This is a genomic window from Glycomyces xiaoerkulensis, assembly GCF_002798405.1.
GTDB classification, from domain to species: Bacteria; Actinomycetota; Actinomycetes; order Mycobacteriales; family Micromonosporaceae; genus Glycomyces; species Glycomyces xiaoerkulensis.
Genome location: NZ_PGGV01000016.1, coordinates 374697 through 399227, shown reverse-complemented (window position 1 = coordinate 399227; position 24531 = coordinate 374697). Strand labels below are relative to the sequence as shown.

Sequence of the window (24531 nt, the reverse complement as noted above, 5' to 3'; positions counted from 1 at the left end):
CCCGGCAGGCGCCGGTAGGCCCCGACCTCCACCGCCTCACCGGTGGTGTAGTCGAACACGATGGGGACGACCCCGGCCTCGCACGCGAGCAGGCGCGCCTTGGCGACCGAGACCGGTCGGCCCTCCATCAGCGGCACCCGCCCGGTGTCCTCGCCCCGGAGGGTGGCGAGGTCGACCGTCAGATTCAGCGTCGCGGTGTGGCCGTGCCGGGTCGGCGCGGCCGGACCGGCCCCGTAGGCGGCGATCATCTGGTGGAGGGCCTCGGCCCGGCGGTTGGCCGCCGGAGGGAGCACCCCGTCCTCGTCGGTCTCGTCGGCCCGGGGCGGGGGCACGGCCGTCTCCAGCAGCTTCGCGAACAGCCGCCCGGTCTGGCCGTCGAGCAGGCCCTCCAGCGACCACATGCCATTGGGCAGCTCCACCAGATCGACCCGCTGCAGCGACTGCTCGGAGAGCCCGTCCAGCAGCTCTTCGCCCGCATCGAGGGCGGCCTCGATCCGGTCGAGGTAGCCGATCAGCTCAGCCCGGGTGGCATGAGCGCAGTACTCGGCAATCAAGTGCTCAGGGGTGGAGCAGGTGACGTCGCCACCCCACGGGGAGGGGACCGCCTCGCCGTAGGGCACCCGGGCGTAGACGCGCAGGGCCTTCGTGCGCTCCAGGCGGCGGACGGCGACCGCGACCAGATCGATCCGGGCCCGCTCGGCGGCCGCCGCCTCGGCCAGCACCGCGAACTTCCGGGCGCACTTGGCGACCACGGCGATGTCGGCGGCCACCTTAAAGTGGAATCCGAACCCGGTCCGCAGCCACTCCAACGGCGAGGCGAACCCGTCCAGGTCGCGGTGGACCTTCCAGTCCAGCGCCTCGATCACCCGCCCCAAGACCTGGGCATGGACCGAGTTCATCAGCGCCGCCGCGTCGTCGAGGTCGGTGCGGAGGGCTTCGGCCCTGGTACTGCGGGTCCCGGTCGCCGCCATCGCACACCCCCTCATCGAGATTCGAACAAGCAGACCGATTCAGATCGCCTGTGCTACTACTCAATGTTACGGAACGATGACGGATATGGCATCACCCGTACGAGTGAGAGAGTCTTCATGTTCGGCACCGGACAACTTGGGGCCCAACCGGATACGAGGATCATTCACACTCGACGCCGACCCTCCCGCCACGGCCCCACCGCAACCGCCGACCACCCGGCCACGAACACCCACCCCCACCGCCCACCCACTCCTTCGTAGCCGCCTCAGCGCACCGCAGCCACCCGGACGCGGCACCGGGTCACGTCGCCCTATGGCTCGCGGCGTCCGCGCTTTCCGTTACGACTCGAACCGTTCGAATACGAGCGGCCACCAAGCCCCCTCTTCGAACGCGGTGTCATCGACCGCCCTGAGGGTGTACCGCATGCCCGCATTCAGCACCCGGCCCACCTCCTCGGTGTTCGCCGTCTCCATGGCCCAGGCGATCCTGCCGAGGCAGGCGACGAACAGCCGGTAGTTCGAATTGACACCGCGCACCGCCACGGAGGAGGGGTCGAATTGCAGCACCTCCCCGGTGCCCGGATCGATGACGTACAGCATGCTCGGGGTCTGATCCACGGCGCCCACGACGATGAGCCTGACGTCCAGGTCGGTGCCCTCGGCGCTGAGCTGGATCGTGTCGAAAGCCGTGAGGTCGCCCGGTAGCTCGGTCGTGTAGAGGGCCGGAACGCGGTCGGGTACCTCGTCGTCCTCGGGGAGCGAATTCGGGTCGATTCCCTTGGAGACCAAAAGATCCCGTGGGTATCTCATTCGCGCGCCCTCATTTCGCTCGGCCTTCCAGTTGCATGAAGGCCACCGACCACCAGGACTCGGGGTCGGCGAACGCGGCGGGATCGATCTGCTCGAGCCTGCTTCGCAGCGCCGCGGCTCGCTGCGGCCGCCCTGCGGCTCCCGTGTCCTCGTCCAGGAAGAGCGCGAAATGGTACAGGAACTTCGTTAGGGCCTTGAAGCTCGAGTTCACCACTTCCAAGGTTCCTTTTTCGACTCCGAGCATGAATATCCGCCCCGAACGGGTGTCGAAGCAGAAAAGCGTGGCCTCGGGATCGGCGGGCACGGCACCGATGACCACCAGCTTCATGGTGCCTTCCGCACCCGTCTCCAAATTGATGTCCGCGTAGAGTTCGAATTTTCCGGTGAGGTATGAGGTGTACACGACGGACATGCGAATGGGAATGAAATCCACATCGGGATAGGAAGATGCGGGTGCGGGGAAATCGCTCATCCACTGCTGCCGAGGGAATTGGATTACATTGTCGGATTCCCATGCCCTCAAATACTCTTGCCGATCTTCCACAATCGTCCCCTACCGCTATTCGGCCATTCCGCTTTCCTGAAGGTAACTGTACCAGGGGTCGTCCTCCCACCAATGGGACGATTGCTTGGAGAGCGGGCCCCGAATCTCCCGGTACCGAGATCCGAGCGCCACCGTGGCAATGAACTCCGGTACATCGGCGCACTCGACCAGTACGCCGGTGTCCCAACCGTGTTTGAAGTACGTGTAGTGATAGAGGAGGATGTTCCCGGATTCCTTATCCAGCAGCAGGGCGTCTTCTCCGACATCGCCGACCTGCACGCGATCGCGGTCATCGATGGGCTCGCCGGCCGCATCGACCGCGACTTGGTCCCGGAATCGTTTCTCGATCCGCATCACTATGTCGCCGAATCGGCCTCCGTTGGTCGCCGAGAAGAACTCGCCGAGCCCTCCGGGATAATCGCCCGACAATTCGGCCGGGTCGCGCAGTGTCAGCCTGGAGTCGTTGTAGCGGTCGGCGTATTCCTCATCCCAACGCCGCTCCATCTCATCGACGGCGTTCGACGAGCGAAGCGTCCGAATCTTCCGGCTCATCTCGTCGAGGTGGTTCATCGGAGGTCTCCTTGCCCTGGGTCCGTGGAAATCGGCGCCGTCCGGATCTTCGATGTCGGACTCCCTACATGATATTGACCTTTACTCTGGCGCCGTCGGGCACCCGTGAGAGCTGCGAGTTGATCTGACCGCCCATGCCGTGATTCGTGGCGGCGTCGATCGCCCACATGTTGGCGTGCTCGTCTCGACCTCCGAGCTGCAGTTCGTGGGCGTGATCGATCTGCTGGCCGTCCAGCTCATAGATCCGCTGGTCCAGGTCCTCCTGACTCTGAGCGTTGAAGAAGATCTCGCGTTCCTTGGCGGAGCGCCAGGTATCGACGGCGCCGCTGCGGTCCTCGCCGTCGCCGGTCTTCTTGTTGAGGGCGCCGTCCTCACCGAGCTGGCGGAGATGGTTGGACTTAGAGTCGAAGTCGCCTTGATCCCAGTCGTCGTGCTTTCTGAGATTGATCGTCCAACTGTCGGTCTCGGAATCGTACTTGGGCGGTGGCAGATTCTCGGTGTACCCGCTCGTGTAGTTGGTCTCCGGCCTATCCCGCGTCTCGGAATCCGGCATGGTGATCGTCGTCGTCTTGCCGGTCTCCGGGTCGGTGACCTGCCGCTTCCGCCCCCGCGGCAACCGTTGCCTCGGCGGAGTCGGCGCGGCGGGGGTCTTCGGCCGTGCCGTCGATCCGGTCGCCGTCGCGGTCAGGCTCGACTGCTGCCGGCCGACGGGAGCATCCGAGCCGGCGTGATTGGTCCTCGGTCGGCCGCCGCCGCTGTCGCCGTCCGACCCGCCGGAGGAGCCGGACCTGTTGCGCGGCTTGTAGAGGCCGGTGGCGAACACGATCGCCGTGAGCGCGAGTGCTCTGCTGAGGAATCGGGGAAGTCGTCTGCTCATGCGGCGGCCTAGATGTCGAGGAGGGCTCGGAGGTTCTGAATACTCTCCACCAGGCCCGTCAGGATGCTGAAGATGGTGCCGGTCCACTTCACAACCGCTGCGGCGAGCTGAGCGGCCACCACCGGTGTGGCCAGCCCGAGGCTGAAGACCACTTCGGCCAGCCAGACCACGACCCGGGCGATGCAGTCGGCGATGAATTCGCGGACGAACTCCCGCACCGCGGTCACCAGTCCACCGGCACCCCGGGTCGCCGACGCCATCCCGAGTGCGGTTCCGCCCGAGCCGTAGGCGACATCGGCGTTGACGCCCAGCATCTCCCGGTAGGCGTCGGCGGCCTGCCCCTGCCAGGTCTGCAGGTCGGTTTCGAGCCTCGCGACCAGCTCGTCACCGATGGCGAACAGCTCCTCGGCCATGTTGTCCCAGGTGATCGCGTGGGTCTCCACGGTCTCTGGGTCGCCGGCGAGCCAGTCGAGCGCCTCCCTGAGAGGCTCGACCTGCTCCATCGCCCACGAGATGCCCATCGCCAGCAGGGAACTGAACGGATCGATCACGGTGGCGGCGACATTGAGGCCCGCACCGATGCCCGCGACGGAGCCGGCGACCCAGTCGCCGGACTCGATGGCCTGCGAGATGCCCTTGTAGTCCTCGGCGAAGGACATGCCCGTCCAGCCGTCCCGGGCCATCGACGGGTCGATGTCGTCCGCGGAGGCGATCAGGGAGTCGTCCGCCATGCCAATAGCCCCTAAAGCTCGTCGGAAGCGTCGCCGAAGTCTCCGGCGTTGTCGTCGTCGGTGGCCTCGTAGTCGTCGGCGCACCCCTCCACCGCTCCGGCCAGCGCATCGACGTTGAACGCCAACTCGTCGACGAGCTCGTCCTGGGCCACGTGGCGGCCCTCGAGGATCGGCGGCAGCCATTGGCACAGTTGCCCGTAGGCCTCGTCGGCCTGGAAGATGTGGCCGCTGGCCTCCTTGACCGCCGCGAAGCGCTCGTGGATCGTCCGGAGGCTCGAGGCGTGGGCGCGCAGTTCCTCGGGGTCGACTTGAACGTGGTCCGGCACGGTCACCTCGCTCCGGGTTCGTCGCCGTCGTCGAGGCGCCGGGTGAAGCCGGACATCAGCGCCTTGCCGGTGGCGGAGTCGGATCCGACGGTGTCGGCGACGATCGCCGCGGCCTCTTCGGCGAGCTGCACCTGGGCCTTGCGATACGTGTCCAGAATGGTCGCTTGGGTGTGCTCGGCTGCTTGGCGCTGCACGCGCGAGGACAGCCTGATGTCGGTCATGGTGCCGCCGGAGTCGACGGTGATCTCGACCAGACCGTTGTCGTCCCCGGCGGTCACGGCCAGTTCTTGGAGCCTGGAGCCTGCCGCCTGCGTGTCGGCGGCCATCCGGTCGGCGCGATCCTTCCACGCTTCCAGGCGCTGGCGTGCGTCCTCCATGCCCAGGATGGGGTTGTCCATCGCGCCTCCCTGCTCCTGCCCGAGTTGAGGTTTCGTTAGCACTACTCTACCGATTCGTAAGTACTCGCACTGTCCGCAATGTCAGCCCTTGTGGCGCAGGCGATACCGGAATGACCAGAGTGCAACCGTTACAGCCGTGATAGGACGGTCCGGTGATGCGACCGGGACGCAGTGTGAATCCGAGGCCGTGAACGCGCGGAACGAACGTGACCGGCCCGGGGACGCGGGTACCGCCGAGACGCTCCGGACAACGTTTGCCGCCGCGCCACCCAGCGCCGGGGCCTCGGACAAGTCGGATACCGTTGACGCATGGACCTCAACGCGGACCTGGGGGAGGGTTTCGGGCGCTGGGAGCTCACCGACGACTCGGGGCTGCTGCGGGTGGTCACGAGCGCCAACGTCGCGTGCGGCTTCCACGCCGGCGATCCGCTCACCCTCCGGCGGGTCTGCGAGGCCGCCACCGCCGCCGGGGTGCGCATCGGCGCGCAGGTCTCCTACCGCGACCTGGCCGGATTCGGCCGCCGGGAGATGGACGTGCCCCGCCCTGAACTGGCCGCCGAGATCGCGTATCAGATCGGCGCCCTCCGGGTATTCGCACAGGCAGCGGGAAGCGAGGTCCAATATGTCAAACCCCATGGAGCGCTTTATCATCGAGCCGGACGCGACACCGACCAGGCCGGTGCCGTCGTAGAGGCCATGAGCCTCACGGGGGTGAGAGTGCTGCTGTGCCAGAGGGGGACCGAGCTGGAACGAGCCGCCAAGGCGGCGGGCCTGCGAGTGGTCGGCGAGGCGTTCGCCGACCGGGCCTACCGGCCCGACGGGACGCTCGTGCCGCGCGGCCGTCCGGGGGCGGTGCTCGACCGGGACTCGGCGGTGGCCCAAGCGGTGGACCTGGCCTCCTCGCGGGAGGCCACCGCGGACGACGGGAACCGAATCAGGGTGGAGGCGGAGTCGATCTGCGTCCACGGCGACGGCCGCGACGCCGTCGAGACCAGCGAAGCCATACGATCCGCATTGGACGACAGAGGCATCAAAGTGGAGGCCTTCATTTGAGTGTTCCGCGAAACAGAGCCACGAGAGGCGGTCGGCTGCAGCCGCTGCCCTCGGGACCGCGCGGCGTCCTCATAGACTGCGGTACGGGCGCGGTCGCCAGAGCCTGCTACCGGGCACTGCAGGCGCGGCGCGTCAACGGCTCGCTGGAGGCGACCGACTTGATTCCCGGAGCGACGACCGTGCTGGTGGACGGCGTGGAGGAACCCGAACTGCTGGCCGCCGAGATCCCCGACTGGGTTCTGACCGACGACACCGACCTGCCCGGGGAGGCCGTGGAGATCCCGGTGGCCTACGACGGACCGGACGTGGAGGCGGTGGCCGGACTCTGGGGCGTCGAGGTCGACCAGATCGCCCGCATCCACACCTCGGTGGAGTACGAGGCGGCCTTCTGCGGATTCACGCCCGGCTTCGCGTACCTGGAAGGTCTGCCCGAGCGGTACCACACGCCACGCCGCCAGGACCCGAGGAAATCGGTGCCGGCCGGGTCCGTCGGCGTCGCCGGACCGTATACGGGCGTGTATCCGCGCTCCAGCCCCGGCGGCTGGCAGTTGATCGCCACCATGACCAACCCCGGCCGGCTCTGGAACGAGCACCGCGAGCCGGCGGCGCTGCTGGTGCCCGGCACGCGGGTGCGATTCGTGGCGGTGAATCTATGAGCCACATCGAGATCCTCGACGCAGGCGCGCTGACCACCTGCCAGGACGGCGGAAGGCCGGGCTGGGCGCATCTGGCCGTGCCCCCGTCGGGGGCGGCCGACCGCCCCTCGTGGCGGCTGGCGAACCAGCTCTCGGGCAACGCCACCGCCGCCTGCGCGCTGGAGACGACCCTGACCGGCTGCACCGTTCGCGCCCACCGCAACGTGACCGCAGTGGTCGGCGGTGCGCCGTGCCCGGTCACCGTCGACGGGCACCCCGAGGCGTGGGGCCAGCCGGTGAAGCTCCCCGCCGGAAGCGTGCTCGAGGCCGGTGCCGCCGAAGTAGGCGTGCGCTCCTACCTTGCCTTCTCCGGCGGCCTGCACCCGAAGGCGAGCCTGGGCTCGCACTCGACGTGCCTGCTGTCGGGCCTGGGACCGGCCCCGGTGCGCGACGGCGACACCATCCCGCTGGGCCCGAGCCCGGCGCACCCGCCGCTGCCGACCCAGTGGCCGGCGCCGTGGGCGGGCGTGACCGACGAGATCGTGATGAAACTGCACCTGGGGCCGCGCCTGGACTGGTTCACCCCGGAGGCGGCGAACGACCTGGCCAAGGAGGTGTGGACGGTATCGGAGCACTCCAACCGGATCGGGCTGCGCCTGGCCGGACCGGAGCTGCGGCCCCGCGACCCCGGCCGGGAGCTCCCGAGCGAGGGGATCGTGGCCGGTGCGCTGCAGGTGCCGCCGAGCGGCCGGCCGATCCTGTTCGGCGCCGACCACCCCACCACCGGCGGCTATCCGGTGATCGGCGTGGTCGGCCCGGCGGCGCTGGCGGCGGCCGCGCAGGCCCGTCCGGGCACGAGGATCCGCTTCGCCCCCATTCCGGTTCCCCAGTGGGACGGCCGCCCCTGATCTGTCACCCGGAGCCGGTGGGGCGCAGCACCATCGTGCCGCGGTCATGCGGGAGCAGCTTCGACCTGAACCGCGGGTACCGCTCGATCCACTTCTCGCAGATGAGCTGCTCGTCGGCGCGCTTGGCGTCGTCCAAGACCACGATCGCCCGCTCACCGAGCCGGTCGGCCAGCAGCGGCAGCGCCGGGTACCTGGCCTCCGGCCCCGTCCCGGCCGGCGGGCCGTCCACCAGCAGCAGGTCGATGCCGTCGCCCCGGATCGCCTCCGGGTCGTACCACCGCCACGTCCCGGAATCGAGCTCCACGTCGGTCAGTTTGGCGTCGACGACCTCGGCCCAATCGCTCAGTCCGCGCTCGTCCAATTCGCGGCGGGTCTGCTCGGCGAACCGCGGGAGGTGCTCGAGCGCGACCACCCGCCCCGAGCCGAGCGCCCGCAGCGCGTAGGCCACGATCACGGTCGTCGAGCCCGAGCCGCATTCGAACACCCGGGACCGCTTCTGCTCGGTGATCTCCTCGTACAGGAACCGCAGCAGCTCGGGTCCGGCCGCCCATCCCCGCATGCGCGGCAGCGGCCGCTCGGGGTCGATGAGGCGGTACAGGGCCGTCATGTCCTCCACGTTCGCGTACGCGGCGCGGATGCTCCCCTGGAGGGCGCTGCGCTGGCGGCGCTGCTTGTCCTCCACGGCCTCCAGGCGTTCCTGGGTCTCCCGCTGGTTCTCCCCCAACGACTTCACGGCCGCCGAGAGCTCCTCCACGCTGCTCTGCAGTTCAGCGAGCAGCTTCCGGTCAGATCGACGCATCTCAGCCTCCAAGCCGGCCCACGACGGACTCGTATCCGCGGCCAACACTATTGAAGCCCACCGCAACCGCCCCTGCCGGGTCGCGGTCACGGCTCCAAGGCCCGGCCGAAGTCCGCGACCAGGTCCTCGGCGGCCTCGATGCCGGCCGAGAAGCGGACGAGATCCTCCTCGATCCCCTCGGCCTCGGCCGGACTCGAATGTCCACCGGCCGCCGGCAGGGTCACCAGCGACTCGACCCCACCGAGACTGGAGGCCGCGTACGGCAGCCGCAACGATTTGACCAGCGCCTCCGCAGCGGTGACACCGCCGGCCGGCCGGAACGACAGCATCGACCCGAACCCGTCGAACAGCGCCGCGGCGCGCCCGTGGTCGGGATGGCCGGGCAGCCCGGGGTAGCTGACGTGCGCGATCCGCTCGTGGCCGTCGAGGAACTCCGCCAGCGCCCGCGCGTTCGCGCACTGCGCCCGGACCCGCAGCGCGAGCGTCTTGAGCCCGCGCGACAGCAGGAAGCCCGCGTGCGGGTCGAGGCTCCCGCCGTAGTGGGACAGCGCCGACTCCACCCGGGCGATCAGCGGGTGCGAACCGGTCACCGCGCCCGCGGCGATGTCGGAGTGGCCGTTGAGTGCCTTGGTGGCCGAGTGGCACACCAGGTCGAACCCGACCTCGTGCGGCCGGAACACCACCGGGGTGGCCAAGGTGTTGTCGACCACCGACACCAGGCCGTGGCGCCGGGCGAAGCGGGCGATCCCGGCCAGGTCGCCTACCCGGATGAGCGGGTTGGTGATCGACTCGGTCAGGATGATTTTCGTGTTGGGGCGCAAAGCTTCCGACCAGGTGGCGGGGTCGGACGGGTCGGCGGTGTCGACCGTCCAGCCGAGGCGTGCGGCGTGTTCGTCGAGGAAGCGGGCCGGGCCGCCGTAGAAGGTCCCGGCGGCGATGAGGTGGTCGCCGGCCGCCATGACGCTGTGGAGGGCGGTGGTGAGCGCGGCCATGCCCGAGGCGGTGGCGACGGCGGTCTCGGCGCCTTCGAGCGAGGCGAGCCGGTCGTGCAGGTGCCGCTGCGAGGGGTTGGTGCCCATGCGGATGTAGCGGACGTCGCCGTGCGAGCTGCCGGGCGCGGTCTCGAAGACCGTCCCCTGGTAGATCGGGTGGACCACCGACCCGCCCGCGGCCGGGCGGGGCTCGCCGCCGTGGACGGCGAGGGTCTCGAACCTGGTGCGATCGTCGCTCATTCGGCTGAGGCTACGTACTCTCCCGTTGCGGCGGCAACGAATTGTCCTTAAGTTGCGCTTACTTCTGGTCGGGTACCCGCCGGAGGCCGGATCATGCGGTCGTCACCGGGCCGGGGCGGTCGGCCGCTAGCGTTCCTCTCGGTTGAGGCCGGCGAGGTAGGCGTTGTAGACCTCGTGCGGGTCGTCCTCGGGGCGTCCGCCGGCGGCGGCGCGTTCGGCCATGCGGTCCAGGCGCCGGCCTTCGCGCTCCTCCGAGCGGGCCCATTGGGCGATGAGGACGCCGATGATGATGAGGCTGGGGATCTCGCCGAAGGCCCAGGCGATGCCGCCGCCGGCGCGCTGGTCGGCGAGCAGGTCGCCGACCCACGGGAGGGCGAGGTCGGTGTACCAGGACTCGGCGATGACGCCGGTGCCCATCATCAGCGTGAGCCCGAAGATCGCGTGGAAGATGATCGACACGAAGTAGAGCAGGACCTTCGCCGGGTACGACAGCGGCCGCGGCTTGGGGTCGGGGCCGATCACGATCCAGAAGAACAGCGACCCGGCCAGCAGGAAGTGCGCGGTCATGACCAGGTGCCCGAAGTGGGAGCCGAGCGCCCAGGCGAACAAGCCGGTGAAGTACATGATGTAGAGGCTGGTCAGGTAGATCAGCAGCGCGATCAGCGGGCGGCAGACGAAGGCCGCGAAGCGGGAGTGGACCACCGCGAGGATCCATTCGCGGGGCCCGCCGGCCCGGTCGGGCCGGACGGCGCGCAGCGCGAGGGTGACCGGCGCGGCCAGCACCAGGAAGATCGGGGCGAGCATGTTGAGCGCCATGTGCTGGACCATGTGGGCGCTGAACAGCACCAGCCCGTACTTGCCCAGGCCGGTCGAGGTGGCCAGGACGACCACGGCCCATCCGGTGGTCCACAGGGCGGTGCGGTGCCGCGGCCAGGCGTCGCCGCGGCGGCGCAGCCGGCGCGCGCCTGCGGTGTAGAGGCCGACGCCGAGGATCGCCGCCGTGCACGGCAGCACCGCCGGGTACCAGTCCAGCACCAGCGATTCGAAGCCGACCGGCCCGGGCGTGGTGAAGCCGAGGACGGCGGTGTTGGGGTCGGGCAGCTCTGAGGCCGGCGGCGGGGTGACCGACAGGGAGGCGGCCAGGCCGAACGCGACGGCCATGAGCACGAGTTCGACGGCCGCCAGCCGCGTGAAGGCGCGGCGGTCGCCGGCCTCGACGCGCGGCAGGGTGCGGTGCCGGTGGGTCCGGCCGATGACCCCGCCGGCGGCGAGGACGGCGAGCTTGGCCAGCGCGATGAGTCCGTAGCCGGACTGCCACAGGTCGGTGAGGTCGACGTTGGCGACGAAGACGATCAGGCCGCTGGCGGCGATCGCCGGGTAGGCCAGGCCGGCGGCGCCGGAGTAGCGGCGGGCGGCGACCGCCGGGTCGGTGCGGGCGATGAACAGAGCGAACAGGCCGCCGACCCAGAAGGAGGCGGCCACGACGTGGACGATGAGCCCGTCGACGGCGATCTGGTGGTTGCCGTTGGCGGCCGAGTGGCCGGTGAAGATCGGCGGGAGCGCCGCCGCCAGCGCGAGCACCGCGGCCAGGACGGCGCCGGAGACCTTGAACGTGCGGCCGGCGACCAGGGACGCGGCCGCGGCCAGCAGCGCGGCGAGCGCCAGGCTCTGGCCCTGGTCGGACTGCAGAAGGTATGACCAGGTGCCGGGGGCCGTGACCTGCGAGAGCGGCCTGGCGAAGGTGTCGGCGAACTCGACCGGGAGCCGCGCCAGCGCCACGGCCGCCCACAGGGCCGAGGCGAGTGCCCCGACGCGCAGCCAGCGCCACGACTGGGCGGCGAGTCGGGCGCGGTCGGTCCGGCGGCCGGGCAGGAAGAACGCGGCCGCGACGGTGCAGCCGACGGCGGCGAGCATGAGCAGGTCGTAGACGTACCCCAGCAGTCCGGACGCCCAGGTGACGGTCGGGTCGGGGGCCGACAGGCCCGGGACGGGCTCCAGGTCGACCGCGCCGCCCCACTGGAGGGCGAGGACGGCGGCGAGGGCGCCGCCGACGGTGGCGACGAACACGGCCGTCACGCGCGCGCCCGACCGGGCCGGCGAGGTCCGGTCGGGTATGGTGTCGGCGGTGTTTTCGCTGGTCTCGGTCGACGTCGTCACGTGAACCAGCATGGCTGATCGTTCCGGCTCACGCCCCACCGGGTGGGGCGGATCATCTCTGACCAAACCCTGCGAGCCCGCGCACCGGACGGCCGGTGTGTCAGGGCGGTGAGGCATCCTGATCTGCAATGGGAATCATCGAAAAACGCGGTGACATCAAGCAGTTGCTGCAAGGGACCGACGGTGTCCTCGGGAACATGCACTTCACGCTCGACGGCTCCGACGATCCTTCTAACGTGCTCAATCTCATGAGTCTGGACGCGTATCTGGCCGGGAGGGAGCCGCATGCGGTGGTGCGGGCGCTGGAGTCGGTGGCCGACGACCTCGATCTGATCCCCCGGGGCGGGGAGCTCGTCCGGTCCATATCCGGGTCGACGTATCTGCAGTTGGTGCGCGGTGAGGGGTGGACGCTGCGGACCCAGCGGTGGCGCGACGGCTCCGGGCAGGCCCTGGTGACGGCCGGGACCCGCGAGCGGGCCGAGGAGGTCGCCGCGTTCGCGGTCGAGCAGGCCGGGGCGCCCGAGGAGGCCCGCGACGACAAGGTCGACATGGGGTTCTGGTACCGGTCGGCGCGCGGCCCGTTCCGGTCGTCCCGTTCGATCGCGGCGCCGCAGTGGTCCGACATCGAGCGGAACTACTCTTCGTCCGCGGTCTCGGCGCTGGGCAAGTTGATGGCGACGCGGCCGTCTGACGTGACCGGGCGGCTGGTGCTGCTCCACGGCCCGCCGGGGACGGGCAAGACGACGGCGCTGCGGGCGCTGGCGCGGGAGTGGGCCGAGTGGTGCCAGGTGGACACGGTTCTGGACCCGGAGTCGTTCTTCGCCGATCCGTCTTACCTGATGGAGGTCATCATCGGTTCGGAGATGGACCTCCATCTGCCCGACGAGGAGCCGGCCGGCGACCATTGGCGGTTGATGGTGCTGGAGGACTGCGACGAGCTGATCCGCGGCGAGGCCAAGGAGGCGTCGGGCCAGTCGTTGGCGCGGCTGCTGAACCTGACCGACGGGCTGCTCGGCCAGGGCCGGGAGATCATGGTGGCGATCACCACCAACGAGCGGCTCGACCGGCTGCATCCGGCGGTGGTGCGGCCGGGTCGCTGCCTGGCCCAGATCGGGGTCGGCGCGCTCTCCCCGGAGGAGTCGAGCGACTGGCTGGGCGGTGAGCAGGTGTCCGATGCGATGACGCTGGCGGAGTTGTACGCCCGGCGCGGCGGCACCGATCCGACCATCGCCGAGCCGGAGATTCCGCAGCAGCACACCGGTCAGTACCTCTGAACGTTCATTCCCACAGGTCCGCCGGCCAAGCCTGCAGCTCGGCGTCGTCGTGGTCGCCGACGCGGGTGACGATCTCGCCGGACGCGGTGTAGGCGACCGCGCCGGGGAGGGCGCGGACCTCGCCGGTGCCGAGCCGGTATCCGAAGGCGCCGTAGTCCCTCCAGCCCCACTGGTCGTCGCCGCCGTGGATCCACAGCGTGGAGCCGGTCACGGAGGTGGGGGTGTCGGCGTCGAGCGAGGCGGTCGATCGCCAGAGCTCGTCGCCGGTCTCGGTGTCGTAGGCGCGGAGGTTGTCCTCTTCGGCCTCCCAGTCCGCGGCGACCAGGACGTCGGCGTCCGGGCCGAGGGCCATCGCCCGGCCTTCGGTCGGTGCCGACCAGACCGGTTCGCCGTCGGTCAGGTCCACCACGGCCGGGAGCCCGTCGACGGTCAGCGCCAGTTTGCCGTCCTGCGGGACGACGCCGGGCAGATCGCCGCAGTAGCGGAGGTCGTCGGTGACGGCGAGGGCCGCCTCCAGCTCCCACTGCGGATCGCCGCCGGGCGCGTATCCGGTGAGGTGGGCGGTGCAGCCGTCGGCCGGGTTCCGGTCGTGGTGGTCGTAGACGATCAGGTGCCCCTCGGAGGCGATCGCGCCGCCGTCGGTCCGCACGCGGTGGAGTTCGGCGCCGTCGCCGCCGTAGGCGGTAACGGTGCGGCTGCCGTGGCCGGTCGGGAAGGACTCCACCAGCACCGGCTCGGGCATCGGCCGGCCGGTCCAGGGGCTGGGGCTGATGACGCGGGCGCTGGCGTACGTCGGGGTGGACCAGCGCAGGGACAGGTCGGCGGGGTTCCGGGCGTGGAGGGTGCAGTCGCCGATGCGGTCGTCCTGCTCGCCGGTGCATTCGGTCATGAGCAGCGTGTCGGAGAAGACGGTGACGAAGGAGGCGTCGCGGTCGCGCCACACCTCCTCGCCGGTCTCCAGGTCGAGCGCGACGGTGTCCTGCGTGCTCGGCCAGGAGTCGTCGCCTTCGAGGACGCTGGAGACTATCACGGTCCCGCCGGCGAGGCCGACCTCGGCGCGGTAGGAGTCCCAGGTGTACTCCCAGGCGGTGCGGTCGTCCGTTTCGAGCCGGAGCGATCCTTCGACGAGCACGAGCGTGCCCGGATCGACGTGGGCCACCTGGTCGCCGCCCTCGGAGGGCTCCGACCAGAGCGGTTCGCCGTCGTATGCGGCCACTCCGTCCGGCAGCGCGGGTCCGTCCCGCGCCGGTTCGTCTACGGCCACGGTGGCGCCCATTTCGGCGTCCGGCAACTCCCCTTCGGGCCAAGCCGACCGGTCCACGGTGTTCAGTCCGGAGTGGATGGCTGGCAGGGCGAGGCCCAGTGCGATCGCCGCAGCCGCGAACGCCACGACGCCGATCTGGGCGTACAGCGGCCAGCTTCGCAGCTCCCGCCACATGCCGTGCCCGCTCTCGTCCGACGACACGCGGCCCTCCCGGAGTACCGAATCCACAGTTGCGCCCGCACCCTACCGCCGGCCCGCAAACTTGCGACCGGCCGCTAGGATCGCCGCGAACGTCCCCAACCCCTCGGAAGTGCATGGCAACGGCAGCATCGCAGGTCGAACGGTCCCGCCGCGAAGGGCTCCGCGTGTGGTGGATCGTGCTGCTCTCCCTGCTGACGCTGATCCCGCTCGGCGTCTGGAACTCCCTGCGGGAACCGGACACCCCCGCCGAACTGGTGAGCGCCTTCTTCGAAGCCATCCGCGACAAGGACCTCGACCGGGCCTTCGGCTACACCGACGCGACCGTGCCCACCGGCGAGTCGGCCGCGTTCCTGCACCCGGACGCGATCGGCGACGAGTGGGAGGTCCTGGAAGTCAGCTCCCTGCCCGGCGAGTACACACACCAGACGACGGTGTCGGTCACCCTCGGCCACCCCGACGGCGTCGCCACCGGCACGGTCGAAGTCGTCGAGCGCCACGACGAACCGACCATCGAGAACCCGTTCCAGCGGGTCCTCTTCCCGCCGAGCCCGCAAATGGCGGTCCAGGTCAACGACCGGGTCGTCGACCGGGGCCGCGTCCGGTCCTGGAGCGACTGGCGCGAAGCCCAGACCCGCCACTACGAACTGCTGCCCGGCATCTATCGGTTCAACGGCGGTGAGCCGGCCGCGTTCCTGGAGACCGAGGCCTACGCGAGCCCCGTCGAGGTCCGGACCCCGACGCCCGAACCGACGCCGCAGCAGCTCGAAGCGTTGCAGACGCGCGTCAACGAACGCATCGACGCCTGCCTCGAATACGAGGTCGCCGCCCCGCCAGGCTGCCCCTTCTCGACCGACGGGCAGGTCGACACCGACGACCTGCAGCGGCTTGACGAGGTCGAGGAGGTCTCCTGGGACGTCCTCGAATACCCCGAGGCGACGGTCGTGCCCGCCGCGCTGGCGCAGGGAGCGGACATGCTGCGGGTCGAATTCACCGCCGGGGCGGCTCGAACTGTCGGGCACCGGCAGGCTCGGCCGCGACGACTGGATCGAATTCACCGCCGCCTGCCACTTCGGCGGCGGCGAACTGGCGGTGCTGCTGCACGGACAGGACGAGATCGAGCTCGCACCGCTGGGCGAGCCCGAAGCCGACACCTGCCGGGGGACCGTATGAGCGAGAAGGCGGGCGGCCCGATGCGCCGAGTGCTCCTCTGGGCGCGGCCACGCCGCTGGTCCCTCCTGGTCGAAGCGGTCCTGGCCGCTGCTCTGGCGGCCGTCGCGCTCCCGGTCCTGGCCCCACCCGGCAACGGCGACGAAGCGGTCGGGATGGTCGCCGACTACCTGGAGGCGGTGCGAGACGGCGACCTCGACCGGGCGCGGCAGTACATCGCCGAACCCGAACCGGAGGCCGACGACGACCCGTCGTGGCTGACCGCCGAGGCCCTGTCCTCGGACTGGCGGATCGAATCGGTCGAGCGCCGCTCGGGTTCCGAACGCGCCGTCCACGCGGTGATCGCCTCGGGCGACCGCACCGCCGAGACGGTGTTCCATGTGGGGGAGACCGAGCAGGGCCGACGCATCTCCAATCCGTACGCGTACCTGTCGGTCCCGCACCGCCTGCTGGCCGGCATCGAGCTGAACGGCCGCGTCGGCCCGATCGAATCGTCCGAGGAGTACGCCCGGGTGGACGTCGCGCTCTTCCCCGGCTCGTACACACTGTTCGGCGACAGCCTGTCGGTGCCGTTCCTGGCCCTGCCCGACCTCGACCGGCTGGATTCGGGCCGGATGCTGACCGACCTCCTCACCGGCGATTCCGAAGTGGAGGACCGGCTGAACGAGGACCTGGCCGCCTGGATCGACGACTGTGCGGAGAGCACCCGGCCCGCACCGGAGCAGTGCCCCTTCTCGGCCGCCGGCGACTACAGCGAGGTCGACGACGGCACCACCAACTTCGACGAGGTCGGGGAGCTCACCTGGGAGGTCTACCGCCATCCACGGGTCCGGTTCAACCACGACCTGCGGCTCCAGACCGTGTCACCGGGCTGGGTCACGGTCACCGGCACCGGTATCGAATGGGTCGACGAGACCGAGGAGACCATCGACGGCCGGTGCGAGATCAGCGTCTCCGACGCCAACGCCCGGATGCAGGCCGACGGCGGCTTCGAGTTCAGTGTGCACTCCTCGATATGGAGCACCTGCTACCGCGCGCAGACCTAGCCGGACACAAACGGTCGACGCGTCGCTTTCTACCCTTCAGAAGCGTTCCCGTCCGATAGGGTGATCGTCGCTTCCCCCGATTGCATTGACACCGATATGGGGGAACCGTGCCTGATTCGACCGCTGCGCCGAGCCCGCGCCGTACGTCGCCGACCGTCCGCCGCTGGATCCTCGTGATCGCGGGGGCCGCCGCCTTGGCAATAGGGATCGCCGGGGTCTTCAACCGTGCGTCGGCCGAGGTCGTCACCGTGTCCCCGCTCGATCCGGCACTGGGGTTCAACCTGTTCGTCGAGGGCGACACGGCGCTGGCCGAGCACGAGATCGAGGGTCCGGTCGCCACCGGCGGCGACCTGGTGGTCCAGGGGCTGTACGAAGTGGACGTCCATGGCGCCGCCGACTTCGTCTACGGCGACGACGCCGAACCCAGCGCGCTGGTCGTCGGCGGAGGGATCGACTACGGCCGGAGCACCGAGGACGGGATCGTCCGGGTCTTGAACGGCGGCTACGTCAAGATCGGTGACCTCACCGGAAGCGAGGTGATCAACACCGACGAGAACAACGCGAGCGTCGATACCCGCGTCGTCCCCGAAGGGGAAGGTTACGAGGGCTCTCCCCGGATCGAGCTCACGGTCACGCAGCCGGAGGACTCGGTGGAGTCGTCGCCGATCGACTTCGGCACGGCGTTCTCCACCATGCGGTCCAACTCGGCGACCCTGGCGGCCTGCCAGAACACCGTGACGATGACCGACTCCCGCGACTGGGGCCAGCCGGTGGCCAAGGGGGAGGTTCAGCCCGGTCAGCAGATCTTCATCGAACTGACCGCGGGCCAGACGAACGTCCTGAACGTCACCGGGGAGGACCTGAACAACATGGCCGACCTGACGTTCATCGACCAACCGTCCGCCGACACTCCGTTGCTGATCAACGTGGACACGTCGGCGGCCGGCGGCGTGTTCGACTGGGACGTCGCCCCGCAGGCCGGCATCAGCGGTCAGCAGGCGCCGTACATTCTCTGGAATTTCAACGACGCCACTGATCTGACGATCGCCGGCGGCGACACCGTGGAAGGCAGCATCTACGCGCCGAACGCCGACTTCACCGACCTGAGCATCACCAACGTCGAGGGGCAGATCGTCGCGGCGAACGCCCAGATCGGAACGGTCAGCGACAACTCCGGCGAGATCCACCACTATCCGTTCGAAGCAGAGCTGACCTGCGATACGGAGGTCGACCCGTCCCCGACCACAGATGAGCCGACGACCGACGAGCCGACCACTGACCAACCCACGACCGACCACCCCACCACCGACGAACCCACGACCGAGGCCCCGACTTCGGGCGCTCCGACCACGGCCGATTCAGTCGTTCCGAGCGACATTGGAACCGACGGCCAGCGGACTCCCGCAGGACTGTCGACCACCGGCGCATCGCTCACCGGGCTCGGGATCGCGGCGCTAGTCCTGGTCGCCGGCGGCACTGCCGCACTGGTCGCGAGCCGGAGGCGGAACCGCTCGACCGAATGACCGGCTTCGTCATAGGGCTCCAGTAGTCTGCGACGGTTCGCACCACCAGCACTGGAGCCCTATGCAGTTCAGAACGATCGACGATGACCGCTCGATGCGTCGGCCCGCGATCGAGACCGAGTCGCTGGCAAGGCTCGACGACGATCTCGACCACGACTTCGAATACGGTGAGCGTCTGCTCGACGGCATCGACTGGTCCGGAGGCGTCGGCGACGGCATCCTCGAAGAGAGTGTCGTCAACGACGCCGATCTCTCCGGTGCGGTCCTGTCCCCGTTCGCGATCGTCGACACCGTCATCGGCCGATCCGAGATCTCCAACGGACGATGGGAGCGGGTGACCGCTCGGCGTCTGGAGATCACCGACTGCCGACTCGTGGGCTGGCAGGCGCAGTTCTCGCTGGTCACCGACCTCTACATCGCCGACTGCCGGACCGACTTCGCCGGAATCTCGATCGGTACGGCGAAGGGCCCGATCGTCTTCGAGCGGTGCCGCTTCGCCAGCGCGAGCTTCCTGGGTGATCTGTCCCGGGCCATCTTCATCGACTGCACCTTCCGCGACGCCGACTTCTCCCGGGTGTCCGACGCACGCGGTTGCGACCTGCGCCGTTCCGACCTGGCCGGAGTGAACGGCCTGCTGAGCCTGAGCGGGGCGCTCATCACCGCCGAACAGGCCGTCGACATCTCCGGCGAGCTGGCGGTCGCGGCCGGATTCACGCTCGCTTAGCGTCCGATGCGGATGCCGACCCGAGGCAGGTAGAAGACGGCGGCCACGACCATCGCGGCCGCGAACAGGGCCAGCAGGACGATCGGATAGCCGATGCCCACGCCGATGTCCGTTGTCGCGAAGGCCGACTGGAACTCGTACAGCATCGTCATCGACGCGGAGTTCTGTTCGACTCCGGCGACTCCCACCTGCCATACCGTGTCCTGGGCGTTCACGAGCCAGATGAACATGCCGACGAGCGCGACCATCGGCAAGGCTCCGGTGGCGAACGCACCGGCGGCCTTTCCCGGCCGCGCGCCCGCGGCGACCATCGCCTGGCGTCGGTCCTCCAAGCCCCAGAACAGGGCCGTGAACACGAACAACGCCGGAATCGCGATCCACGCCCGCGGTAGCAGCGAGCCGTAGGATCCGATGTCGTCGGCATCAGCGAGCGACTGGTACGCGGCGAGTACGAGCGGCCCGGAACCGACGAACAGCCAGGGTGCGAACAGCAGCAGCAGCCATCGGGAGCCGCCGCCGAGCGGCCGAAACGCGCCGATGGCGAAGCCGCCGACGACCGAGGTGGTCAGTGCGATCCCGGTTGTCATGAGCGCCGGGAGCCAGGTGTCGAGCGCGACCTCGGTGCCGTCGACCCCCTCGACGGTCGACTCGTTGGTCAGCCGCGTGAGCCACGGCCACAGGCTGATCACGACACCGGCCGCGAAGAGCACCAGGAGTAGGATCCCGGCCGGGCCGGCGCCGAGATGGAAACGGCGGGGCTCGCCCGGCCCGGGCGAGACGTCGACGCGGGTTCGGGTGAGGATGAACAGCAGGGCGGCCCCGATGCCCAGCACCGCCAGGACCGCGAGCAGCACTGTGGACATGGCGGTCCCGATCCCGTATTCGAGGAGTCTGAAGCCTGAATCGAAGATCTGGACCAGCGGCGGCGGTTCGGAATCGACGGGAAGGGCGGTGAAGTAGGGGAAGGTGAAGGTCTGGAGACCGGCCGCCACCAGGGTGATCGCGGTGAGGCCGGCGGCGGTGAGCACCGTGGCGGCCTGCTTGCCGGTGTCGGTGCCGCCGCGGAAGGCGGCGAGGGCCACCAGGATGCCGGTGGCGAGGACGACGCCGGTCATGAGGCTCGCCCAGTCGAGCAACGAGGCGTCCTCCCATGGAGCGCCCTCGCCCGTGTGGTCTTGGATGACGCTGACGTACCAGGCGAGGGTCATGGCGGCGGGGGCGAACAGGACCGCCGCGATGCCCCAGACGATCCGGGACGCCAGCCGCGTGGCGGCGCCAGCGTGGTGGAGGCACCAAGCGACGAGTGGGGCGATGACAGCGCCCGCGATGACGGTCGCGAGCACCGGTCGCAGCAGGACCAGGAACCCGTCGAGGAATGGCAGGTCGCCGAGGACCAGTTCGTAGTTGTCGAGGCCGACCGACTCGGAGTCGCCGAAGAACGGCGCGCCGGACCGCATGCTGTGGGAGATCGTCCGGATCGTGGGCAGGAGGTAGGCGATCACAAGGGCCACCACCGGCACGATGAGCAGGGGCAGGCCGGCCGCGAGGCGGACGCCGCTGCTCGAACTCGGCGGGGCGGGGTACGGCAGCGGTGGTGGTTGCTGCGGCTGACCGTACGGTGCGGCGGGCTGCTCGCCAGGGGCGGGCGGAAAATTCACGGGGCCTCCTCGGTCGAGGTTCGCCGTCAGTCTAGTGTGAACTCGCCAACACCGGATGAAGCCTTCTCGAACGGCAGGAGGCCACCCCGGCGCCACCGGCGCGCCGCCGCGCCTTCCCTTGGGAGCCATCGAACTGCGATAGCGTGAGCCCCATGCCGGACGATCGGAAACCACCTGCGACGTTCATCGACGGTCTCGCCATGCATATCGCCGTGGCGTGCGCGTTCATCACCGACCCCGAGGGGCGGCCCCTCATCGTCGAGCCGAATTACCGCGACGGCTGGCTGTTCGTGGGCGGGCTGGTCGACCGGGGCGAGTCGCCGCACGAGGGCTGCGCACGCGAGATCAAGGAGGAGATCGGCCTGGATCTGCCCGTGGGCGACCTGCTGGTGGTCGATTGGGTCGCCAGGGGCGACCGGCTGGACATGCCGCTGACGTTCTATCTGTTCGACGGCGGTGTGATCGAGGACCCGGCGACGATCAAGTTGCAGGAGGAGGAGCTGTCCCGTTTCGAGTTCCTCTCGCCCGACGACGCGATCGGGCTGCTGGCCGACTTCAACCGGCCGCGAGTGCCGCTGGCATTGGAGGCTCGGCGCATCGGCAGGACGATCTACCAGCCCACCCACGTGGGCGCCGCATAGCGGTCCCGGGACGCTGACACCCAATGAATGACTCGAGGACGACCGGCGATCCGGGAAGCCGCCGCTTGTCGTGATACCGCGTCCGCCGTCTCGGCGGGTCCCGAGGACAGGACCGCCGAGCAGCGGATGCGCCTCGACCTGTCAGCCGGGAGCGACGACGCGTCGGACGCTCTCTCGCAGCAGGTCCCGGCGGCGGTCGTGGAGCTCCTCGGGTTCGCCCTCGGATGCGGCGTAGACGTTGCTGACCGGCGACCACGCCATGGACATCGCGATGACCATCGCCATCAGGTCGAACGGGTCGCCCGGGCGCACGAGCCCTTCGGCCTGCGCGGCGGTGATGGCGCGCAGTTTGGCCTCGTCGAGGCGATCGGCCTCGTCGACGAGGTGGCCGGTCGGGCGGCGCTCCAGGCGTGCCCAAGTGGCGAGCCTGATGAGGTCGGGACGGCGGAGATACTCGTCGTAGAGGCGCACGGCCCAGTCCGCGAGGTCGGTCGCGTCGATCGGCACGACGTTGACTATGCGCTCCAGGGATCCGTGGAAGATGGCGTCGAACAGGCCTTGCTTGCTGCCGAAATAGCCGTATAGCTGGGCCTTGTTCGTGCGCGCGGCCGCCACGATCCGCTCGATTCGCGCCCCGGCGATCCCATGCCGGGCGAACTCCCGTGTCGCGACCTCCAGGATGCGCTGCCTGGTCGCGGCACCTCGCGGTGTCAAAGGCTTGTCGGTCATGCCGAGACGATAACAACAGACCGGTCTGTTTGCTGAATCGGCGAGCCTTGACTAAACTCAAATAGACCGAACAGTCTGTTTATCAGGAGCTCGTATGAGGACCACTACCGGGTGGCGGGCCGAGCCGAACGCCGCCGAGCTCGCCCGCGACACGCTCAAGCACCGTGACCTGCGCGCAGACGACATCGCCGTGCGGATCGACTACTGCGGCGTGTGCCATACCGATCTCCATGCCGTCGAGGCGCACGCCCGCGAACCGGGCGGGCTTCTCGTCCCCGGCCACGAGTTCACCGGAACCGTGACCGAGATCGGAGGCGACGTCACTCGCTTCGCGGTCGGCGATGCAGTCGCGGTCGGCAACATCGTCGACTCCTGCGGCGAGTGCGACATGTGCCTGCGAGAGCAGGAGAACTTCTGCCGCGAGATCCCGACGCTGACCTACGGCGGCACCGACCGCCGCGACGGCTCCACCACGCTGGGAGGCTTCGCCCGCGAGTCCATCGTCCGAGACTGTTTCGCCCACCCGCTGCCGGACGGGCTCGACCCGGCGGCCGCCGCTCCCCTGATGTGCGCCGGAATCACCGTCTGGGAACCGCTGCATTCGCTCGGCGCCGGATCCGGTTCCCGTGTCGCGGTAGCCGGACTCGGCGGCCTCGGCCACCTCGCGGTGAAGCTCGCGGTCGCCCTCGGCGCCGAGACCACGGTCGTCAGCCGATCGTCAGACAAGGCCGACGACGCCCGCAGGCTTGGGGCCGACGATCTGATCGTCTCGACCGACGAACGGCGGATGACCGCCGCCAGGGACCGATTCGACATCGTCATCGACACCATCGCCGCCCCGCACGACCTCGCGCCGTATCTCGGACTCGTCGCCATGGACGGCACGCTCAGCAACGTCGGTCACCTCGGTCAGGTCACCGTGAACACGATCGACCTGCTCATCGGGCGCAAGAGCCTCAGCTCGGCCGGCAGCGGTGGAGTCCGGTCGACCGCGGCGATGCTGGAGTTCTGCGCCGAGCACGGCGTCGCCGCCGATATCGAACTCCTTCCCTCGAGCCGGGTGAACGATGCGCTCGACAGGCTGCGGCGCAACGATGTCCGGTACCGCTTCGTGCTGGACATGTCGGACCTCCCGTAGCGCCGCCGACCGATGGAGGATGAGCCTGTTTCGGGCTTGGAACCAGGCGTCGAAGGCTTCGAGATCGCGGTGGGTGACGCCCTGAGAGGCGTCAACGAGGCAGAGCAGAGCGGGGGCCCCGGCGTCCGAGTCGCTTGTTGCGGACACGATGCCGGTAGTGCAGCGGAGATTCGCCGATCTCGCGCTTGAAAGCGGTGCTGAAGGCCGCTTCGGATGCGTAGCCCATGTCGGCCGCGAGAGCCCCGACGCTCGTGTCGTCATGCATGAGGGCGCGCTGCGCCAGGAGCATGCGATAGCGGCTGAGGTAGGTGACCGGAGGTACGCCCGCCACGGCACGGAAGCGGCGGGCGAACGCGGAGCGGGACATCGCGGCGGCCTGCGCCAGGTCCTCCAGCCCCCACGGTTCGGCGGGCTCGGCGTGCATGCGAGCCAAGGCCGGGCCCAGGCGTTCATCGGTCAGCACCCGGAGCCAGCCCGGCGGGGCCGCATCCTGGTCGAGGTAGGCGCGCAGCACCGCGAGGACGAGGAGCTGGCCGTACTGCCGGATGGCGAAGGCGGAGCCGGTGCGGCTGCCGGCGACTTCGTCGAAGACCTGGTCGATGAGGGCGCGCAGCGGGGTGGCGGAGGAGGCTTTGACGACTCCCACGGGCGGCAGAGTCCGCAACAACAGCTCGTGGCCCGCCGAGTTCACGTCGACGGCGGTGCCGAGCACGACATCGTCCGTGGTGCGATCGGCCTCCGTGAGACCGGTGAAATTCTCCTCGGGACTGATCCGCCGGCGTGGACCGTCCCCCGGCGGACCGCCCTCGTACTCGAGCCAGGTGCGGTTGATGAGGATGGCGACATCACCGGCGGAGAGTTCGACCGACTCATCGAGGCCGTCGGTCAGCAGTCGGCCCCGACCGGCCACCATGGCGATGAGCTTCATCGCGTCGTGGCACGGCGAGCGTGCCACCCAACGTCCGTGGGCGGCGAACCCGCCGGACACCAAGCCCCGGATCTCGACGAGGTCGAGCACCTCGGACAACTGATCGCCCATGGCTGGGACTATCGCACAAAAAATAGGGACTTACAAGTATTCATAGTGCCACTGCTGCTCGTCAGACTGGAACCAGCGGCGACGGACGTCGTCGCGGCGACGACCGAAGAAAGGCA

At 69.6% G+C, this 24531-nt stretch carries 24 protein-coding genes; 9 read left to right on the top strand and 15 right to left on the bottom strand.

What is annotated here, in order from left to right:
• From CUT39_RS21455 to CUT39_RS07525, 8 genes are all read right to left on the bottom strand, one after another.
• Nucleotides 1-971: DUF222 domain-containing protein (locus CUT39_RS21455; RefSeq protein ID WP_114149479.1), on the bottom strand; the 971-nt coding region annotated here is incomplete at its 3' end.
• Nucleotides 972-1310: 339 nt separating this feature from the next.
• Nucleotides 1311-1781 carry an SUKH-4 family immunity protein gene (locus CUT39_RS07555; RefSeq protein WP_100445341.1) on the bottom strand — a complete coding sequence of 157 codons (471 nt, stop codon included), beginning with the start codon at nucleotides 1779-1781 and terminating at the stop codon, nucleotides 1311-1313.
• A 10-nt stretch (nucleotides 1782-1791) separates the two neighbouring features.
• Nucleotides 1792-2253 carry an SUKH-4 family immunity protein gene (locus tag CUT39_RS07550; protein WP_100445340.1) on the bottom strand — a complete coding sequence of 154 codons (462 nt, stop codon included), beginning with the start codon at nucleotides 2251-2253 and terminating at the stop codon, nucleotides 1792-1794.
• Between the two features lie 87 nt (nucleotides 2254-2340).
• Entirely contained in the window at nucleotides 2341-2895 is a 555-nt protein-coding gene (locus CUT39_RS07545) for a hypothetical protein (RefSeq protein ID WP_100445339.1), read from the bottom strand.
• Between the two features lie 64 nt (nucleotides 2896-2959).
• Nucleotides 2960-3772 carry a hypothetical protein gene (locus tag CUT39_RS07540; protein ID WP_157930535.1) on the bottom strand — a complete coding sequence of 271 codons (813 nt, stop codon included), beginning with the start codon at nucleotides 3770-3772 and terminating at the stop codon, nucleotides 2960-2962.
• 8 nt (nucleotides 3773-3780) lie between these two features.
• Nucleotides 3781-4503 carry a WXG100 family type VII secretion target gene (locus CUT39_RS07535; RefSeq protein WP_100445337.1) on the bottom strand — a complete coding sequence of 241 codons (723 nt, stop codon included), beginning with the start codon at nucleotides 4501-4503 and terminating at the stop codon, nucleotides 3781-3783.
• An 11-nt stretch (nucleotides 4504-4514) separates the two neighbouring features.
• Nucleotides 4515-4829: a type VII secretion target gene (locus CUT39_RS07530; RefSeq protein ID WP_198586943.1), complete on the bottom strand. Its 315-nt coding sequence runs from the start codon at nucleotides 4827-4829 to the stop codon at nucleotides 4515-4517.
• Nucleotides 4830-4831: 2 nt separating this feature from the next.
• Nucleotides 4832-5227 carry a YbaB/EbfC family nucleoid-associated protein gene (locus CUT39_RS07525; protein ID WP_100445335.1) on the bottom strand — a complete coding sequence of 132 codons (396 nt, stop codon included), beginning with the start codon at nucleotides 5225-5227 and terminating at the stop codon, nucleotides 4832-4834.
• 309 nt (nucleotides 5228-5536) lie between these two features.
• On the opposite strand from CUT39_RS07525, the gene CUT39_RS07520 reads away from it, so the two are divergent.
• Genes CUT39_RS07520 through CUT39_RS07510 form a run of 3 tightly spaced genes read left to right on the top strand, consistent with a single transcriptional unit; the run spans nucleotide 5537 to nucleotide 7823 of the window.
• Entirely contained in the window at nucleotides 5537-6280 is a 744-nt protein-coding gene (locus CUT39_RS07520; RefSeq protein ID WP_100445334.1) for a LamB/YcsF family protein, read from the top strand.
• On the top strand, nucleotides 6277-6936 hold the full coding sequence (locus CUT39_RS07515; RefSeq protein WP_198586942.1) for a 5-oxoprolinase subunit B family protein: 660 nt from the start codon (nucleotides 6277-6279) through the stop codon (nucleotides 6934-6936). The genes CUT39_RS07520 and CUT39_RS07515 overlap by 4 nt, the downstream gene beginning before the upstream one ends.
• Nucleotides 6933-7823: a 5-oxoprolinase subunit C family protein gene (locus CUT39_RS07510; protein WP_100445333.1), complete on the top strand. Its 891-nt coding sequence runs from the start codon at nucleotides 6933-6935 to the stop codon at nucleotides 7821-7823. The genes CUT39_RS07515 and CUT39_RS07510 overlap by 4 nt, the downstream gene beginning before the upstream one ends.
• A gap of 4 nt (nucleotides 7824-7827) precedes the next feature.
• Here CUT39_RS07510 and CUT39_RS07505 read toward each other — a convergent pair whose 3' ends face one another.
• From CUT39_RS07505 to CUT39_RS07495, 3 genes are all read right to left on the bottom strand, one after another.
• Nucleotides 7828-8622, bottom strand: a complete 795-nt coding sequence (locus CUT39_RS07505) for a class I SAM-dependent methyltransferase (protein ID WP_100445332.1) — start codon at nucleotides 8620-8622, stop codon at nucleotides 7828-7830.
• Between the two features lie 86 nt (nucleotides 8623-8708).
• The gene (locus CUT39_RS07500; protein WP_100445331.1) at nucleotides 8709-9854 is read right to left on the bottom strand and encodes a trans-sulfuration enzyme family protein; all 1146 of its coding nucleotides are present in this window, start codon (nucleotides 9852-9854) and stop codon (nucleotides 8709-8711) included.
• 126 nt (nucleotides 9855-9980) lie between these two features.
• Nucleotides 9981-12011 carry a cytochrome c oxidase assembly protein gene (locus CUT39_RS07495; protein WP_157930534.1) on the bottom strand — a complete coding sequence of 677 codons (2031 nt, stop codon included), beginning with the start codon at nucleotides 12009-12011 and terminating at the stop codon, nucleotides 9981-9983.
• 128 nt (nucleotides 12012-12139) lie between these two features.
• On the opposite strand from CUT39_RS07495, the gene CUT39_RS07490 reads away from it, so the two are divergent.
• Nucleotides 12140-13285 (top strand): DUF5925 domain-containing protein, encoded by a 1146-nt coding sequence (locus CUT39_RS07490; RefSeq protein ID WP_198586941.1) that lies wholly within the window; start codon nucleotides 12140-12142, stop codon nucleotides 13283-13285.
• A gap of 4 nt (nucleotides 13286-13289) precedes the next feature.
• Here CUT39_RS07490 and CUT39_RS07485 read toward each other — a convergent pair whose 3' ends face one another.
• Nucleotides 13290-14750 carry an outer membrane protein assembly factor BamB family protein gene (locus tag CUT39_RS07485; RefSeq protein ID WP_100445329.1) on the bottom strand — a complete coding sequence of 487 codons (1461 nt, stop codon included), beginning with the start codon at nucleotides 14748-14750 and terminating at the stop codon, nucleotides 13290-13292.
• Nucleotides 14751-14863: 113 nt separating this feature from the next.
• Here CUT39_RS07485 and CUT39_RS07480 point away from each other — a divergent pair, with 113 nt between their 5' ends.
• From CUT39_RS07480 to CUT39_RS07470, 3 genes are all read left to right on the top strand, one after another.
• Complete coding sequence (locus CUT39_RS07480; protein ID WP_100445328.1) at nucleotides 14864-16963, top strand: hypothetical protein; 2100 nt, start codon at nucleotides 14864-14866, stop codon at nucleotides 16961-16963.
• Nucleotides 16964-17070: 107 nt separating this feature from the next.
• Entirely contained in the window at nucleotides 17071-18486 is a 1416-nt protein-coding gene (locus CUT39_RS07475; protein ID WP_100445327.1) for a collagen-binding domain-containing protein, read from the top strand.
• 61 nt (nucleotides 18487-18547) lie between these two features.
• Nucleotides 18548-19210 carry a pentapeptide repeat-containing protein gene (locus CUT39_RS07470; protein WP_100445326.1) on the top strand — a complete coding sequence of 221 codons (663 nt, stop codon included), beginning with the start codon at nucleotides 18548-18550 and terminating at the stop codon, nucleotides 19208-19210.
• Here CUT39_RS07470 and CUT39_RS07465 read toward each other — a convergent pair.
• On the bottom strand, nucleotides 19207-20868 hold the full coding sequence (locus CUT39_RS07465) for a hypothetical protein (RefSeq protein WP_157930533.1): 1662 nt from the start codon (nucleotides 20866-20868) through the stop codon (nucleotides 19207-19209). The genes CUT39_RS07470 and CUT39_RS07465 overlap by 4 nt on opposite strands.
• Nucleotides 20869-21020: 152 nt before the next feature.
• Here CUT39_RS07465 and CUT39_RS07460 point away from each other — a divergent pair, with 152 nt between their 5' ends.
• A complete protein-coding gene (locus CUT39_RS07460) occupies nucleotides 21021-21509 on the top strand; it encodes an NUDIX domain-containing protein (protein ID WP_100445324.1) in 489 nt (162 codons plus the stop codon).
• Between the two features lie 141 nt (nucleotides 21510-21650).
• Here CUT39_RS07460 and CUT39_RS07455 read toward each other — a convergent pair whose 3' ends face one another.
• The gene (locus CUT39_RS07455; RefSeq protein WP_100445323.1) at nucleotides 21651-22238 is read right to left on the bottom strand and encodes a TetR family transcriptional regulator; all 588 of its coding nucleotides are present in this window, start codon (nucleotides 22236-22238) and stop codon (nucleotides 21651-21653) included.
• Between the two features lie 94 nt (nucleotides 22239-22332).
• On the opposite strand from CUT39_RS07455, the gene CUT39_RS07450 reads away from it, so the two are divergent.
• Entirely contained in the window at nucleotides 22333-23376 is a 1044-nt protein-coding gene (locus tag CUT39_RS07450; protein ID WP_100445322.1) for an NAD(P)-dependent alcohol dehydrogenase, read from the top strand.
• 91 nt (nucleotides 23377-23467) lie between these two features.
• Here CUT39_RS07450 and CUT39_RS07445 read toward each other — a convergent pair whose 3' ends face one another.
• Nucleotides 23468-24415: an AraC family transcriptional regulator gene (locus tag CUT39_RS07445; RefSeq protein WP_100445321.1), complete on the bottom strand. Its 948-nt coding sequence runs from the start codon at nucleotides 24413-24415 to the stop codon at nucleotides 23468-23470.
• Nucleotides 24416-24531 lie beyond the last annotated feature (116 nt).